This is a genomic window from Mitsuokella multacida DSM 20544 (assembly GCF_000155955.1).
Taxonomy (GTDB): Bacteria; Bacillota; Negativicutes; order Selenomonadales; family Selenomonadaceae; genus Mitsuokella; species Mitsuokella multacida.
The window spans coordinates 107,116-123,156 of the sequence record NZ_GG697141.2 but is presented as its reverse complement, the minus strand read 5'-3'; the positions used below and the strand labels follow the sequence as shown (position 1 = coordinate 123,156).

Genomic DNA, 16,041 nt, shown 5'->3' with positions numbered 1-16,041 from the left:
CACCATTACATGTTAAGGCGGTTATTTGTAGTCTCTACGGTTCCCCTTATGGGTTTTACCACGGTCTTGTCCTGCCATTGGAGTTTAACCGTTATTAAAACATACTAATGATATATTTCTATATCATGCGGCAAATCGTCTACCGCCACTCATTTGAATCCAGAGGTCTTTCAGGTCTTTATTAGTTCCCTGCGCGGCAACTGCAACGTCCATCAATACAGCCTGCGCAGAACGTACCTTTTTCACGCCATTGACTGTCTCTGTGGTTGCAATGCCGAGTTTCTTGAGTTCCTTCACAGCCTTATCACTGTTGAACGATGCAAGCATTGTCTTGAGCATATTACCGATTTCCGCACCACTCAATGCCGTTGCACGAGTGCCCTGTGCAATGAGCGCATTGAGGAATTCAAAGGAGATTCCTGCCTGTTTAGCGACAGAACCAGAGCGTTCTACGCCTGCTGCAAGGTCCTGTGCGGAAACACCGGCATTATGTGACAGTTTTGTATATACATCGACAATCTTATTAGAATACGCCAATGCTTCTGCACTGTTTTTCGCAACAAGTCCATACTGGAACATTGCGGCTTCTACGGCTTTCGTCGACTCTGCCATAGAGAAGTTATCGGCAACTGCAAGTTTAGCCGACTGTGATACCAGTGTATTGACCGTTGCTTGGTCTTTGTACATACGTCCCCAGAGTCGTGCGGATTCCATGACATCCTTTACAGATGCACCGTATTCACTGGCTGTATTGATGAGTTCTCGCTGCTCTGCCTGGTATTTTTTGACAGCTTCTTCGGATTGTCCCTCAAGTTGTGGCATTACCGTTGCCAAGTTATGCATCTCTTCATCGAGTTGAACAAGAGAATTGAATGTCTCCGTTGGTACAGCAAAGGCAGCTCCAAGCAACGATCCTGCGGTAATCCAATAAAGATGACTACGGAGCTTCTGTGTAAACGACGTGAAATATCCATTGGTTTTATTGATGTTTGCTCCGGCTTTGCCAATGGATTTCTGGAATTCCTCATACTCTTTTCGTACCGACGCAAGGCTTGCCTTTACATTATCCAATGCAAGTTTATTAGCAGCCGTTGGGTCACTCTTCCATGCCGCAAAGACTTTCTGTTGTACCTCTTCAAGTCTACGGAGTTCACGTGTATACGATTGGAGTCCCTCTGCCCATTTCGTTGACGGGTCTACGGGCTGAGTCACAGGTCTTGTCGAGTTCTGATAGGCTTCTTGTTCCGCACGGACTTTTGCAATACTCTCAGCGAGCTTATTAAGGTTCTCTCGTGCTTCTTGTGTACCATCATGACGCCAAAGGATGTACATCTGCTCTTGCAGTGCCATCAATCGTGATAGCTCCTGAGAATATGTCTTGAGTCCCGTAGACCATGCTTCGGCGTTCTGTGCCATGATAGCCTTGTTCTGTTCACTGGACGTTTTAAATGCAGAGAACGGAGATGTAAACTGTTTGGTTCCACCAAGCTTGTTGTATTCAGCAAGGAGCTGCTGTAGCTGTCTCATGGATAAATCAAAGTCAGCTTTTTTAACTTGCTGGCCACGCTCCATGGCAACTGTCTGTCTATCAATGACCTTCTCAATCTGGCTCTCTAGCTCCAAACGGCGTTTCTGTGCCTGAATGTATCCTTCAATGGATGACTTATGGGTGGCATACTGTTCGCTACGGTATACGTTGTCACGAACAATGCCGTATTCCCTGAGTTTTGCAATGACACCATCAAGAGAGTCCCTGCGGTTATACCATGTTGACTCAGGAATGACCTTGCGGTTCTGCGTTGCACTATTGAATGTCTGCGTTAGTCTCTCGTACTTCTTCATTAGCTTGTCAATGGCATCACTATCTTTCTTTGCGGCTTCTTGCAGTTTTGCCATGTCATTAGCAACGTTGTTGAAAGAAGTAGCCTTGATGTTTCTCAGCGTATCCTCTAAGGTCTTCTCTAAAGCACGAAGCGACTGTTCTGTCTGAGGTACGCCAGAAATATTAATGGTCGCACCTTTGTTCAGCAATTCAATGCCACGTCTGACCTCACGCAAGTCCTGCGAAATCGTGTGCATCTTCGACTCAAAATCACCGTTGACACCAATCTTGAGGTTGGTGTTATTCATTTTATCGACAAGGTCTTTTGCACCTTCGAGGGACTTCTTGACACCCTCAATTTTATCCGTACCGTTGGCAATGATATTAATCTCATATACCAACTGTTGTTTATCTGCCATTTTATCCCTCCAAACATAAAAAAATAAGGGATACCATGTTTTACCATGATACCCCTTTTCGTTATTCTATTGTATATTCACTGCTCGGGTGGATGTTTTTCCTTCCACACCCTGTTCATCTTTGCTATATCGAACCTATTCCAAACATCGCTGTCACCGATGCCGTCGTATACTGAATCTGGTTTTCCGTCTTGGAACCAGTAGTTTCTGAATGACATTCCACCGAACTGATTAGGTACTTCCAAGGATATTACGCATAATCCTTTTTCGACGTTGTCCTTGTCTGTTGCATCGACTGCTTTGAAACGTACCTTGCTATTATCTAGGAAGGTATACCACTTGTCAATACAATCATACGCAAACTGTTCATCGTGATCCAATACGTCTTCATTGCCATCTGCGAAACATACTGATGAGAATGCGAATAATGTCATGAAAATGATGAGTAGCCGCTTCATTTTTGTAATCCTCCTTTACACAACTATTAACATTTTTTCCTTGTTTTCTTCGATTATACGTCGTATATCAAAAGTTGTCAACAGTTATTTTCCAAGGAGTGCATGGATAGCATCATCACCTTCAAGCTGTTCCTTGCCACCATTGCCGTACTTCTTATTCAGTTCCTCGTTATTCTCACTGATACCCTGCAACAGGTCCTCCATTTCATTGATACGAAGTTCCTCAATGTCATGTACGTTGAGACTCGTGTTCTGAACAAGGCTTGCAATCAGATTTCGCCAATGAGTCTCTTCTCCAGATTTAATGGATTGTTTTTTTTAAACTGAGAAACGCGAAGATAGACCATGATGATATTCCGAGCAACCTCTACATCGAGCCATTCTTCGATCTGCTCACGAGTCTCACGATGGTCAAGTGCCATCTCAATCATCTCCATGAGGTCATCATAGAATCCGTTGTCATAGTTGATGTTGCCCTCTGCATCCATGTCTACCTCGCCATCCTTGTCAATCACAGGGGCAAGCATGTAGAGGCCAAAGGAATCTGGGCTGTAATGCTGAGTGAAATTCATAATCGTATGCAAGTCCTTGAACTTTGCACTATATACTTTATGTTTCTTGCCATAGCGGTCACGGACAATCTCATAGAGTCCAATGACATTATCGTTACTCTTTTCTTCTGCCATGTATTGTTACCTCCTTGTAACTTGGTAGTTTAAACAAAGGACTGACCGTAGTCAGTCCCAAAGTTAAGCTACTAAATCATCAAGCAGCAAGCGGCGTGATCGTGACAACTGCAAAGTCATCATGGCCATCACCTGGGTCAAGAATCTTAATCTTGAGGGACGGAGTGGTTGCCTTGTCACGAGCCGTCTCAATCTTGAGTTCGCCATCAGCACGGACACGGCGAGCATAGATATCAATCTGATACTTGTTGCCCTCGGAATCCTCCGTGGTAAACATCCAGTTGAACGTTGCAACTTCCGGCATTGCATTCTTGAGCATCTCGGCCTTAACACTGTTAGCATCCGTTGCCTTGAACCATACAACATACTCACCGGCAACCGCAGCTTCGCCAAAGGTTACAGCGCCAGTATCCGTGACCGTAACAGCAGCCGATGCATCGTTGCCATCCGGACCGATGACTGCAAGGGCTTCAACACCAGTCAGAGCACCGTCCTTGATGAGCTGCTTATCGTCCTTCGTGATGAGGACACGGTAGTTACGCTTATTGCCCGTTGCCGTAATCTTAGTACCCTGTGCAATCTGTACCTGAGAGAGCTTAAACTCAGCGTTCGTAATCTCAACCGTACCTTCCTTCTTGGAAATGTACGTATAGAGCGGGAACAGGCCGTCACCGCCATAGACATCCTCTGTCGTTGCCGTAATGTTCATATTCATGCTCTGGGAAGTAGTCATCTCAGCGATCTTGCCAGTGACACTCTTCAGAACGCCTGCACCAATACCATGCAGGAGCAGTCCTTTATTCAGAAGGTCTTTAACTGCCATCTACACATCATCCTTTCTCATGTGAAAATCAATGGAGTAAACTCCAGTCTATATTTGTATACATTGGTGATACCCGAACTCCTCTGTCCTTCCGCACGGACACGCTCGTCGAATCTCTCGTGGATGATATCAACGATACGTTTACGGATTGGCTCTACGTCATCTCGATAAGATGTGTAGATGTCAATACGTAGAAGTCCGAGATTCAAATAGTCATTCACGGTAGAGCCTGCGTCTGCAAAGTAAAATGCAATGGACGGCAAGTTCTCCACATTAAAAAGCTCTGGTGCTACATCTTCTTGTCGATAGTGCTTTACATACGATGATTCATCGTCCACATCGACATCCAATAGCTTCACCAGAGTCTCGTCATTCGTGAATAGATTCCAGAGTTCATTACCAAACTCAAATGCGTTCATGATTTACGCACCACCTTTGCAATGGACTCTTGTATTGTTGCGCCAAACGAATTCAATAAATCTTGTTTGAATTGTTCGTTATATACCGTATTGCCAGTCAAGGTCTCTTTGATGGTATGCTTAGGCTCATGTGGCTTGACTGCCATATCTCCAAAAGTAGTCTTACTTTCAAGGCGGAGTCCATGCGGCATACCAATGCCAGAACCTCTATGATTATTACCATCAAGGTCTTGGTAGTAATGACCAGACGGCCTTGTACGGATTGCATATTCAAAACCAGTATCATTTAGGCGTTCCCTGTTGAATACCGATGAACTGGTGTATTGGGATAAAAACGGATTGCTACGGTCTAGTCTAGAACCAGAGCCATATTCATTCATCCACATCTTCTGTCCACTCGCGGTAAATTCACCTGTGACTTCATCGGGGCTGTCCTTCGTGATCTTGAAATTTATTTCTGCGTTACCTTCAATGGTTGATTTCCCCCATTCGCCCTTAATGTCCGCGATATTCTTATTTGCCCACTGAGTGACGGCCTTAGAAATATTACTCATTGTCGTGTATCCTCTGATAATTGCAGCTCATACAATCCGACATACTTGGCCGTATCAATGTTGTCTACCTGATAGTTCCGTTCACCGAACGAAACACGGTCAAGGAGTTTCACCTTGATAGAATTATGGATAACGATGCGCTTCACGGTTTTCGGTAAAAGTCCTGCGTCATACGTGTGCATTGCCGCCGACACATCTTGATAATACGTTGGACAGTCCGTAATAATCACGGTTTCTTCTGTGCCAACCTTTTTATGATTCACATATTTGTCCGTTAATGCACTGATATTGACATGGGCATTCACTCGTTTACCCTGAATCTGAACACAGTCTGAACTCTGCTGTTTTGATACGATGAAATACTGCTCACCATTCTGTCGCGATAAGATATCACCGCCAACAAATTGTGTCCCAAGGTCTACAAGCATCACTCTACCGTCTGCAATCGTCTGTGGACTCATTGTCTTACCTCTGCGCAATACCAGGGCTTGTTCCGTTGCTCCATGTTCATTCGTCAATGGTTCCATTCGGTCAGTATAGTAAGCCAGTACATTCATTGAATCTCTACACCTCGCAATATATTCTCAATCTCTGGAGAGAACACACCAGAGTCACTAAGTGTTACCTTGACGTCATAGTCATCACGGCTTTTCCACCGTAATGTACCGCCCATCTGCTTGATGTTACAGGCAAGGATTCCACATGCCCGCTTTACTGCTTCTGGGATTTCCGCATAACCACTCTTATAAGTAACCTTAAGATACTTCGGTGGCTTACGGAACATGAACGACTGAGGGAACTCAAAGGTAAAATACAGGGACTCATCATCGTCGAAATCCAGTGTGTCTGCATTCAGAGTCAATGTGTCATCTCCAAAAAACCCATGTGTCTTTGCCGTGACCTTCTCAATGGAAACACGAGGAAAATGCTTGAGTTTCCCACGGAATTCATGGTCTACACGCTTATGCTTCAACTCAACACGCTCTGTATGCTCCATTGGATAAAATGAACGTCCTTTAAATGCATCAATGAGCGTTGTAGCCGCTTCGATGTGTTCCATCTTGACGCCACTGATAAGGCCACAGTACAGGGGGATTTCATCCTCAGTCAGATACGTTTTCATTTCAGGAACCCACTTTTCTCAAAGATTTCCTTTGTCTTTGCACTGATTTTGACCTTACCACCAACAATCGGAATGAAGTGAGTGCCAAGCATGATAGAACCATGAGATTTCAAAAAGTCTTTCACTTCACACTCCACTGGTTTATCCGTTGCTTCAACAACTGGCTTTTCCGTTGTTGCTGCTGCTTTTGCTGTTCTTGCCATCTAACTACCTCCTATAAAAGCCGCATGGTTTGTTTATTTGTTGGTTGAATGCCAAGCGACGATTTCACTTAGTTATCAGTTCTTCACCGTTTTCGTGAGGATGAAGTGCATACCCGTGTCAACACCATGGACGATGTAGTTGGCAAAGTCGAGTACAAACTTATCCGTGAGGAGTCGGTCATTTGCAAGCGGGAGCTCCGGGTTAGCAATCTCATAGACCTTCGGGGCGTCATTAAAGAGCCAGATACGGTCAATCATAGCCGAATTGATTGCAACGATCTGGTGCTTCGTCGTACCAGCGGAGGAATCAACCGTCGGCTTAATGAACGGCGTAAGGACAATCGGGAGCTTGCCCATCGGTGTGAAGAATGCCGGAACTTTGACGCCCGGGACAATTTCCGTCGTGATATCACGCTGATACAGGGAACGCTCTGCTTCTTCCTTGATGAGAATGTCATACGTTGCAGGGTTCATTGCAATGACATCCGGGTAGCCAGTGTAGTCAAGGCGAGCCATGAGGTTTGCAATCTTCGTGTTGAGTGCATCGGCAATCTTCGTGCCATCAGCAATAGCCGTAACATTGTCCTTATTCTCAGAAATCTGAGCGATAACACCGTAGTACGTAAATGCATCCGTTGCGTCAAACTTCGTTGCGCCATTCCAGAAGTCATTGCACGTAGTCTTCGTGAAGTCAACGAACATGTCGTTGTAGTCCTTCTCGGTCAGATTCTCGAACGTACCGTAGTTATTCTCCATCTGGCGCGTGAAGTAATCATAGCGGATACCCGTAGAATAGCAACGAGCAAATGCCTGCTTCCAGTTATCACGCTTGTATTCCGTGGAGAGCGTCTTCGGACGATAAGACGGAGCATCCGTCGTGCCAAAGCCGACCTTCGGGTCAACAGCCTGCGTATTTGCAGGGAGACCCTTCTGCTCATTCCATACATGCGGATAGCCCGATGCACGGACACTGTTGACCTTAACAGCAAGTGCAAAGTCACGTTTCAGATAATCATGGAGGACCTTGTCATAGTCCCCGACGACCAACATATGGTCTTCATTGTAAACGCTAATCGGATTCGATGCAGCCTTAATCGGCTGACCTTTGTCTGTAGTTGCGATAGCCGCACTAAAAAGTACACCATTACTCATTATTCACATCATCCTTTCCAATAAAAAAAGACCATTGCAAATGCAACAGTCTTGTCTGTTAGTCTAAATTACTTACCGTAGCGAATCTTCGTGATCTCATGGAGCTTATCAGCGAGAGACATGTTGGAAGCATTGATTTCTGCAATCTTCTCTTCCTTGGACTTCTCCTCGCCACCCTCAAACGGGTTCTTTGCAGGCTCCTGCGTTTTCGGCTGCGGAACAGCAACAGATGCCTTGAACTCATCCTTGGCCTTCTCCATATCTGCCTTGACTTCCTCAATCGAAGCCTTTACGGATTCATCAACGTCACCCTTAACCTTCTCGACGGACGCCTTGATCTCACCAATTTTCTCCTCGTAGCCTTTCAGCTTCTCATCCAAACCAGCCATAATGCTGTCGATAATCTCTTTCTTTTCCTGTTCATTCATAGAATTATCACTCCTATTCTTTTTATCTCTGCTTGCTGCAAGAGTCTCAATAAACGTGTCACTAAAAGCTGCGCAGTTCTTCCAAAGGATTGCACAGCCAGCACCCTGAAATTCATCCATATAGACATTTTCTTCATCTTCATGTGTCTGCGTTGCATACCACTCAACGCTAAAGCCGAGTGCTTCTGCGCCATTCACAATCATGAATGCTTCTTCAGGGAATTTATCTTTCCATACGACGATTTCTGCCATAAGGTTATCGTCTTTCGCTTCAACACTGCGGATATAACCAATGTTCATATCGCCGTGATTCGTAAACAAATCCGTACCATCTGCAAACCATCCATCAGGATATGTGCAGTTCAATGGCATACCGACGAATGTATCGGCGCATTTCTTAATAGATTCTGCGGTAAACACAGCGAGCTTTCCATCAGTACCACAAGGAGCACCAGTAGATGCTTTGCCAATCTTCGTAATGCAGCCATTGATAACCATCTTACCAAGTTCCGAGGACATTGTGACTTCTGTCAAGGAACTCTTCATCAATTCTTTACTCAACCACTATCACCATCCTTCTTGCTACCATCATCTTTTGTTGTATTCTTAACATCACCAACACCATTGAAGCCGCCACCGCCTGCGATTCCAAGGTCAACATTGAGATTAGCTGTCTTTTCAACGTGTGTCATATTGGCGTATTTCGACTGACTCTCTTCGTATCCGCAAAGTGTACGGAACTCATTCTCCGTAATAAGGTCAGCTTTATATTCATTGACAAGCCGTGTACTCTTTGCTGTTTTCTGATTCTCACTATCCTCATGGATGAATCGGAATTTTAGTACACCACCAAGTCCCATCTTTGCAATGACGTAGTTGTTATACAAGTCCTCAAGGAGATAGGCGTATGGTTTGATTGCACCCTCTGTCATGGAGTTATCACGGTCATCTTCAGTACTTCTATCGTTCTGAATGGTAATACCGAGTTCTTCAGGAGGGATACTGAAAGACATAGCAATGATTTTTGTCAGCCTGTCAATCCAGTCGATACCAAGGTTGTCCTTGTTGATGCTACGAATCTGCCTACTATCAATATCCGTACCACCAACGACAGGGATATGACCTGTACCTTCAATCTCATTTGTCATGTAGTCACGGAACTTCTCAACCATCTCTGGAGTTGCATCCTTGAGTCCGACAATAAAGCTCGACGTTGTATTCGTCGCAATATCGTTAGCTCTTGCACAGGCTTCAATGTAATCACTGATGTATTTGTATGCATAGCGGACAGGAGAACAGCCATAGTGTGTATCCGTGAAATTCTGACGAGTGCCATAGAAGATCGTGTCTGCCGTGAACTTCTGAGCACCATGCTCTTGGTCCTGTACATAGCGGAATCCATGCGGATTCGTGTAATCCCATGGTTCAAGCAGCTTGATTGTCCCTGCATCTACAGGGTAAAGGTAAATGGGATGATTACGGTCACTTCCTTTGGCCGCTTCAACAACCATCGCATCTAAGACCAGTGCATCGTCCATGATTCTCTTCGTGAAGCTGCGCCGACTATCAATGACGTTCGGATGCTCGATGATATTCTGAATCACAGCAATCTCTTTGACATACTTCTTGCGTCCTGGGGCAATCACATCAATGGTGTATGGCATTGATGACACGGCATCACTGATGATATTCATGGCTTTTCGCACGATAGGTTCACGGGAGAGGTTACGGAGTCTCCGTTTGTCTGGGGGAGGTAACGTCATTTTCCGTGCCTTATTCTCATTTGGGATATTCATGCCATATCGGTCAGTCCACAAGAGTTTCATGGATGGAATCTTGGATGCAAGGAATCTCTGTAATTTATTCGTAAGTTTCACCTCCCCATTTCTTTAATTGTTCACCGAGCTGCCTTATGGTCATCCTAGAGCCGTTCTCGTTGTGTGTCGTGTTGCCGCCAAAACTGCCAAAGGAGAACTTGGCGATTGACGATTCGAGCATTGGACTGATTGCCATATGGAGTGCATCAGGGCAATCATCATGAGTCCTAGGGTACATACGCAGCTGATATAGTAACAAACTCTGGTCCTTCTTGAATTTGATGTGGCCTTGACGGATATGGGGCGCAAGGCTTTCGATACGAGTTTTCTTTTTATCTTTACCCATATGCATGACATCAATCCATTCCAAATAAATACCAGAGTCAATCAAGTCTTTTTGTAATGTTGTCGAGAAGAATGCCTGAAACTGATTGGTCTCACAGATAATCTTCGGACGATATCTATAGTATGTTGCAATAATTTTCTTTGCATCATCAATGAGCTTGTCGCCGCTTCTCTTCTGAGCATCGCACTCAAGTACATAGAAGTAATTGTCTGTTCCTCGCCCTAATACAAGGATGACCGAATAGTCTGCGGTACGGGACGTACTGACAGCAGGGTCAAGCGCAATGTTGACCTCTTTGATATCAGGAGTCTCCTCGTAATAGTTGTTCTCAAGCCACTCTGTTTTGAATACACGAAGATTCTCTGTCATCGGGTCATTCTGATACTCACTAGCAAAGGACTCCTCGGATTCCAAGCGCTTTTCCATGAGGTACAGGTACTGGTCCTTTCTCTGGTCAGGCCAAAGAACTTTAGCACCATCAAGCATCTCTTCTTTATGTTCGTTGTAAAAATTCTTGGCTTCTCGATAGGCATTGTCACCGCGTGACAGGTCTGTCATGATGCTTTCCCATTCAGCCCAAAGGTTGCTCGGAGAAAATTCAATGACTGCTTGGAATCTCTTGCGCTCCCACGATGCAAACCTTGCTTCTGTCAGGAGTCTCCAGAGAACAGAGTTGTAACTCAGTACCGTTCCGATGAAGATCGCGTCTCCATCAACGGAAAGCATCGGGATGACATCTGCTGTCAACCAGTGTTCCAATGAATCAACCTGTGTTGGACTATCGACTTCTTCCTGGGACTCCATATCATCAAGGAGTGCCAGGTCAGGACGAGTGCCGCCAAACTGAAGTCCACGGAGCTGTGCGTTTGCGCCTTTACAGATGATATAAGCACCAGTACGAAGAAGCAGCTCCTGAGAGTTCCACAGACTATCATTCTTGAGACTGCCGAAATCACGCTTAATCAATGGATTAAATTCAATCGCATCACGGATATTCAGGATGAACTGTTTAGCAACAATGGCCGTTGCCGAGATGATAACGATGAACTTCTTATAGCCATACAACGCGCACCAGAGGACAAACGCAAAAGATGACAAGGTTGACTTAGCATGACCTCGTGGGGACGAGACGCAGACCTTGTTCTGTTCATCCTTGTGATTGAAGATGATGTCTTCGTATTTGTGTATAAGCCATTTGTGGAACGCTTCACTCCATGGGGATGTAAAGTAATCAGCTAGATAATACTCGCAGAAAAACTGAAAGTCGTGCGCTGCTCGGTCTTTAGGGGTCTCTTTTTCTCCCGTGCGTCTAAGGGAATTACCAAAGATTTCCTTCATAATATCAGTGGACAATCTTTGACACCTCCCTTACATCTTGTATTTGTTAATATGTCTTTTTATCGCATTGAAACGGGACTCTGTATAGAATGGTTGACTCTTAAACCATCGCTCCCAGTTGTACCGTAATTTGCTATGGTTACAATCAGAGCAGCTAGGAACAACATTCTGAATCCTATCGACAAGCTCTGGATGCTCCTTACTGAGCACTGTTTGCGGAATGATATGCTCTGGCAACAATGGCTTCTCTTCGCCACAGTATGCGCACTTTCCATGGAATTCATTGACAATCTTGTCCCATTCAACGGTGTTGTTGTCGAATCCGCCAAGACAAATCCAATGCCCTCGTTCGCTACGGACAATGGTGTGTGATTGAATACCTGTGACGAATTCCTTGATTTTCTCAATCGGGATATTCTGTAAAATCCAATCCCGTACAGTGATTTTCAAACGATGGCTATAGGGTACATTGATACCCATCCAATCACCGATGGAATCATAGAAACCTCTCGGCGTATCATCACCAGTCACATCCTTGTAGATGGACTTGAGATTATCAAGCTGATACCTTGGATTAATCCATGGACGGACAACACCAGATTCATTAAGATCGTGACGTAATGCATTGAGCTGTTTATCAATAGTTGTTACGGATTTAGCCATGTCATAACGATGGAGAATCCTGAGTCGTTCATCGACGCGTCCTTGTATATTCATCAAGATAAAACCATCACGAGAGACAAGATATGACGTTCGTCTTTTCCCTTGTTTGTCTATATAGTAAGAATCAAGGGAATCCGTTGTGTACCTACGTACCTTTTCGAGGATATCCTTGTGAGCGCGGTGCAACTCCCATGCAATCACACGGCTGTCCATATAGACATCTCCATCAACAATCACCGTGTCTTGTACTGCATGATTTCCTTTTTCGCCCATTTCTTATCCTCTCTATTCTTCACGGTACGCCGAACATCTTTGCCTTTCTTCACATGGTTCATGCGCCTGTTCTTCTCTTCCATCGACATGGTTATCCTCCTTAAATGTTAGATGGTGCAACTTCACGTAATGCTTCACAGAGAATCGGGTCCTGGCGAAGCATATCTTTGAGTTCTTCATACTGTTCTGGTGTAATCCATACAGATACCTTTGCCATCACTGTGCCAATGATACGAGAGATCGTCTCGTATTTGTATACTTTCTCCTGCATCTCTCCGATGGATGCCGTGAGCGTTTGACGGCGCAGTGTGAGCTTATCCAACGAGTTAATCATGACACTCAGGTCCTTTACATTGACGGAACCCTTGCCAACCTGTTTATTCATTTCATCGAGTTGTACAGAGATGATATCGAGAGCTGTGTTGATGTCATGGAGAGATTTACAATTCTCTCTATATACATTCACAGCTTCATCATTGGATTGCTCAGAGACATCCCCGCCAAGTCCGTGGTCTCTACAGTAACGCGCAATAGAATTGTGTGAAATCTTATAGTTGTTCGGAATGAGTCCCTTTGTGTTATTGATGTAATCCGTCAACTCACGGTAACTCATGCCCTGCATGCGCTTTTCACGGACAAGGTTTGTCAGGTTGTACTGTTCGACCAATGTCATACCCGCAGATTCAAAATGCGGATGGTCTGCTCGATTGATTCTCGGTGGTGGTGGCACTGGATGCTTGTTTGCCATAGAAATTCCTCCTTGTTTTTCCAATAGGTCTAACTATATAGGCCAACGGAAGGACAAGGCAAATATAGGTTGTATTACCTAAAAATTTGACATAGAATTGAAATTACTTTCCTTTCATTTTTCTGTTCTTCGCTAATTGTTCTCTAGCTTTTTTCTTTTCTTCATCGGAAAGATTCTTTTTCATTACCTTAGAGCGAAACGACAGTAGTCTCTTATCAAACTCATAGTACGCCGCAATGGGCTTTCTATTAACATAATCCTGTTTGACACGCTTGTATTTCTTATCAAGCTTTGTCATCACAGTGAGGTCTGTTGTATAGACATGGCAAACCGTGCCATTGCGGTCAAATTGAATAACTGTCTCCTGTTCATCCGTTGGTACTCTGTAGTCATCCATATGATAAACCCTTTCTGTGTATTGTTTTTTAATGGAGCCAATGGTCAGGATTGAACTGACAACCTTCGCATTACAGGTGCGCTGCGCTACCATTGCGCCACATTGGCATAATAAGCCATAGACGGGACTCGAACCCGTATCAAGGATTAATTAACGATGTGCACCTCGTTAAGCATATGCTCCTTTGCTCTCGCCACAGATGGAATGTCCATCCCTTGAGCTACTACGACATAAGCAGGGGTCGCGTCTTACGACCCCAGATACTCGATTCCGCATTGTTGCGGACGAGCTAAATAGGTTACAGCTGAATTTTCAGCTTTCACATATCATGTTCGCAATCACAAGGCGTTAACCTTGTTCTTGTCATAAATAACGGTGAGCTGACAGGGGAAGGAATGGAAACCTGTCTATGGGGAGCTACCCCGACTCACCGTGATGAACACCATATGGGTTAGCAATGATTCTCATAGCGAACCATGCTTTTATGCATACAGTGTAATAATCTATGTAGTCATCGGAATCCCTGTGAAAACCCCGATGACATTTACGGTTAGATATTATAGACCCCTCCGCAAGGTCTAGGAATGCCAACGCCCATTCTACGGATTCTGTTCACAGACATACCGATGGCTATTTCATGTAATTTCATATTGGCAGAAGTGGTTGGATTCGAACCAACGGATGCAGGACCTAAACCCCATATTTTTTATAGGATTTCTCCCACTTTCTTATAGCACTATCAGAAATACCATACTTTCTTGCCATCGCACAATAGTTATTATTAAATTCCGTTAATTCTTTCTTAAATTGTAAATAGCTTGGCCTAGCTACCCGTCTAAGCCCTAGTCGAGGGTGTTGATTTATCTTACTCCGTTCTTCTTTTGTTAGTGCTCTATCAATATTTGATATATGCTTACGTCTCCTCGCACTATGTTTACGATTTTTCCTCCCTGCAAAATTATCTGTTTGACTATGGCAATTGGGGCATAACATTTGTAGATTATCTAATGAATTATTAGTATTATCTCCATCTTTATGGTGTAGTTGACAAGAAATTGGCTTTCCATTCCATTCTGATATGCCGCATATTTCACAAACATTTTCTTTCAAATGCTCTTCTAGAAGTCTATTTTTTAATTTCCATGAAGATATTTTTCTGGTATTATTTAAATAATCTTCTATAGGTACTTTTTCAAGGCTCCTGCCCTTGCTCCATCCTTTCCCTTTAAAATGACTTGTGTCCAAATCAAATTCGTTAATTTTTCTTTTTAACGTATTATGGTTTGCACCCTTCGTAGTCATTCCTAAGGCTCTTGCAACATCAGAAATAGATTCAGACTGAGAGACTATTTTAGCTAAGTTCTCTCTACTATAATCGTATTTTGTCAATATTCATCACCAAGTATTAAAAAACATATCAATGGCGGAGATATTCAGAATCGAACTGAAATCTATTGATTCAAAGTCAATCGTTTTAACCATTAAACTATATCCCTATAATATTCATATCTTTAACACATAGCCACTTGGCTACACTCCTATAAAACAAAAGAGCGTCAGTTGTGACGCTCTAGAGATTCCATCAACACCAACGATCCTAAACTCGTGATTTCCGTATAGGACCTATCGTCTTTCAGCGGATTGACAATAAACCATCCATAGTCAATGTAACGCTGATATGGCATGTATTTGTTCTCAGGTGTCTTATAGATATATCCATGATTCACCATCCAACGATACAGCTTGTTGTGTCCAATACTGAATCTATTCCATACAGTTCCTGCAAACTGATTCATGGAGAATACCTTATCATCATCAACATGATTCATATACTCTCGTCCATCACGTACATTGAGGTACTTGAGTTTCCGATGAATCACATCAAGGAAAGCCTTGCCATTTCCTCTAGGGAAATATTCAAGGATTGTTTTTGCAGCTGTCCGCAATGTATAATACGGCTCATTGTTTTCATCACGATATGGACTGATACCCAACGTCTCAACCATGACCTCTGTACGGCCTAACCGATGGTCAATCCAATCAGCTAAGTCCATTGCCTTAACAAAGGGCATCCGTAACGTTCCATAAATACTAACGGTCACTCCGTAAGATTCAACATGAGCGACCGCGCCAAAATTCTCATTCATATCAATTCCCTTTCTACACATCCCCATTCTCGTTCAATGCAGATTCAAGGCATTAACCTTGTCCCTGCCATGGTAACGGCATATGAACGAAAGGGGAAATCCATATACCGTGTTCGTCGTTATGACGGTAGGTGGTGGGAGTGTACAATAGTTTCCCACCTATGCCTCTTGGACATGAAAATAGACACGGTAAGGAGGCGAACCGTGTCTACGAGTGATAATCAT

At 44.0% G+C, this 16,041-nt stretch carries 19 protein-coding genes and 2 tRNA genes; all 21 read right to left on the bottom strand.

What is annotated here, in order from left to right:
* Positions 1–123 precede the first annotated feature (123 nt).
* Positions 124–2,241 (bottom strand): phage tail tape measure protein, encoded by a 2,118-nt coding sequence (locus MITSMUL_RS00730; protein ID WP_005839030.1) that lies wholly within the window; start codon positions 2,239–2,241, stop codon positions 124–126.
* Between the two features lie 77 nt (positions 2,242–2,318).
* A complete protein-coding gene (locus tag MITSMUL_RS00725; protein WP_005839029.1) occupies positions 2,319–2,699 on the bottom strand; it encodes a hypothetical protein in 381 nt (126 codons plus the stop codon).
* A gap of 269 nt (positions 2,700–2,968) precedes the next feature.
* A complete protein-coding gene (locus tag MITSMUL_RS00720; RefSeq protein WP_005839025.1) occupies positions 2,969–3,385 on the bottom strand; it encodes a hypothetical protein in 417 nt (138 codons plus the stop codon).
* A gap of 79 nt (positions 3,386–3,464) precedes the next feature.
* Entirely contained in the window at positions 3,465–4,208 is a 744-nt protein-coding gene (locus tag MITSMUL_RS00715) for a hypothetical protein (protein ID WP_005839024.1), read from the bottom strand.
* Positions 4,209–4,225: 17 nt separating this feature from the next.
* A complete protein-coding gene (locus tag MITSMUL_RS00710; protein WP_005839022.1) occupies positions 4,226–4,627 on the bottom strand; it encodes a hypothetical protein in 402 nt (133 codons plus the stop codon).
* Entirely contained in the window at positions 4,624–5,181 is a 558-nt protein-coding gene (locus MITSMUL_RS00705; protein ID WP_005839020.1) for a hypothetical protein, read from the bottom strand. Before MITSMUL_RS00705 ends, MITSMUL_RS00710 begins: the two co-directional genes overlap by 4 nt.
* A complete protein-coding gene (locus MITSMUL_RS00700; protein ID WP_156779526.1) occupies positions 5,178–5,708 on the bottom strand; it encodes a hypothetical protein in 531 nt (176 codons plus the stop codon). Before MITSMUL_RS00700 ends, MITSMUL_RS00705 begins: the two co-directional genes overlap by 4 nt.
* Before the next feature lie 26 nt (positions 5,709–5,734).
* Complete coding sequence (locus tag MITSMUL_RS00695; RefSeq protein ID WP_005839016.1) at positions 5,735–6,304, bottom strand: hypothetical protein; 570 nt, start codon at positions 6,302–6,304, stop codon at positions 5,735–5,737.
* Positions 6,301–6,507, bottom strand: a complete 207-nt coding sequence (locus MITSMUL_RS00690) for a hypothetical protein (RefSeq protein WP_005839015.1) — start codon at positions 6,505–6,507, stop codon at positions 6,301–6,303. The genes MITSMUL_RS00695 and MITSMUL_RS00690 overlap by 4 nt, the downstream gene beginning before the upstream one ends.
* Before the next feature lie 75 nt (positions 6,508–6,582).
* Entirely contained in the window at positions 6,583–7,557 is a 975-nt protein-coding gene (locus MITSMUL_RS00685) for a hypothetical protein (RefSeq protein WP_244944605.1), read from the bottom strand.
* 170 nt (positions 7,558–7,727) lie between these two features.
* Positions 7,728–8,606 carry an ATP synthase subunit B family protein gene (locus MITSMUL_RS00680; protein ID WP_248614793.1) on the bottom strand — a complete coding sequence of 293 codons (879 nt, stop codon included), beginning with the start codon at positions 8,604–8,606 and terminating at the stop codon, positions 7,728–7,730.
* Positions 8,607–8,644: 38 nt separating this feature from the next.
* A complete protein-coding gene (locus MITSMUL_RS00675) occupies positions 8,645–9,913 on the bottom strand; it encodes a phage portal protein (RefSeq protein ID WP_005839010.1) in 1,269 nt (422 codons plus the stop codon).
* Between the two features lie 34 nt (positions 9,914–9,947).
* Positions 9,948–11,588 carry a phage terminase large subunit gene (gene terL / locus MITSMUL_RS00670; protein WP_005839008.1) on the bottom strand — a complete coding sequence of 547 codons (1,641 nt, stop codon included), beginning with the start codon at positions 11,586–11,588 and terminating at the stop codon, positions 9,948–9,950.
* Positions 11,589–11,618: 30 nt separating this feature from the next.
* Complete coding sequence (locus MITSMUL_RS00665; protein ID WP_147653055.1) at positions 11,619–12,524, bottom strand: Rha family transcriptional regulator; 906 nt, start codon at positions 12,522–12,524, stop codon at positions 11,619–11,621.
* The gene (locus MITSMUL_RS13090) at positions 12,485–12,613 is read right to left on the bottom strand and encodes a hypothetical protein (RefSeq protein WP_005839004.1); all 129 of its coding nucleotides are present in this window, start codon (positions 12,611–12,613) and stop codon (positions 12,485–12,487) included. Before MITSMUL_RS13090 ends, MITSMUL_RS00665 begins: the two co-directional genes overlap by 40 nt.
* A gap of 11 nt (positions 12,614–12,624) precedes the next feature.
* A complete protein-coding gene (locus tag MITSMUL_RS00660; protein ID WP_040635210.1) occupies positions 12,625–13,272 on the bottom strand; it encodes a hypothetical protein in 648 nt (215 codons plus the stop codon).
* Between the two features lie 103 nt (positions 13,273–13,375).
* Entirely contained in the window at positions 13,376–13,669 is a 294-nt protein-coding gene (locus MITSMUL_RS00655) for a hypothetical protein (protein WP_040635209.1), read from the bottom strand.
* 32 nt (positions 13,670–13,701) lie between these two features.
* Positions 13,702–13,776 (bottom strand) — tRNA-Thr (locus tag MITSMUL_RS00650).
* Positions 13,777–13,782: 6 nt separating this feature from the next.
* Positions 13,783–13,899 (bottom strand) — tRNA-OTHER (locus tag MITSMUL_RS12630).
* A gap of 460 nt (positions 13,900–14,359) precedes the next feature.
* Positions 14,360–14,971 carry an HNH endonuclease signature motif containing protein gene (locus tag MITSMUL_RS12625; protein ID WP_005839002.1) on the bottom strand — a complete coding sequence of 204 codons (612 nt, stop codon included), beginning with the start codon at positions 14,969–14,971 and terminating at the stop codon, positions 14,360–14,362.
* 254 nt (positions 14,972–15,225) lie between these two features.
* The gene (locus MITSMUL_RS00635) at positions 15,226–15,816 is read right to left on the bottom strand and encodes a phage antirepressor KilAC domain-containing protein (protein WP_040635208.1); all 591 of its coding nucleotides are present in this window, start codon (positions 15,814–15,816) and stop codon (positions 15,226–15,228) included.
* Positions 15,817–16,041 lie beyond the last annotated feature (225 nt).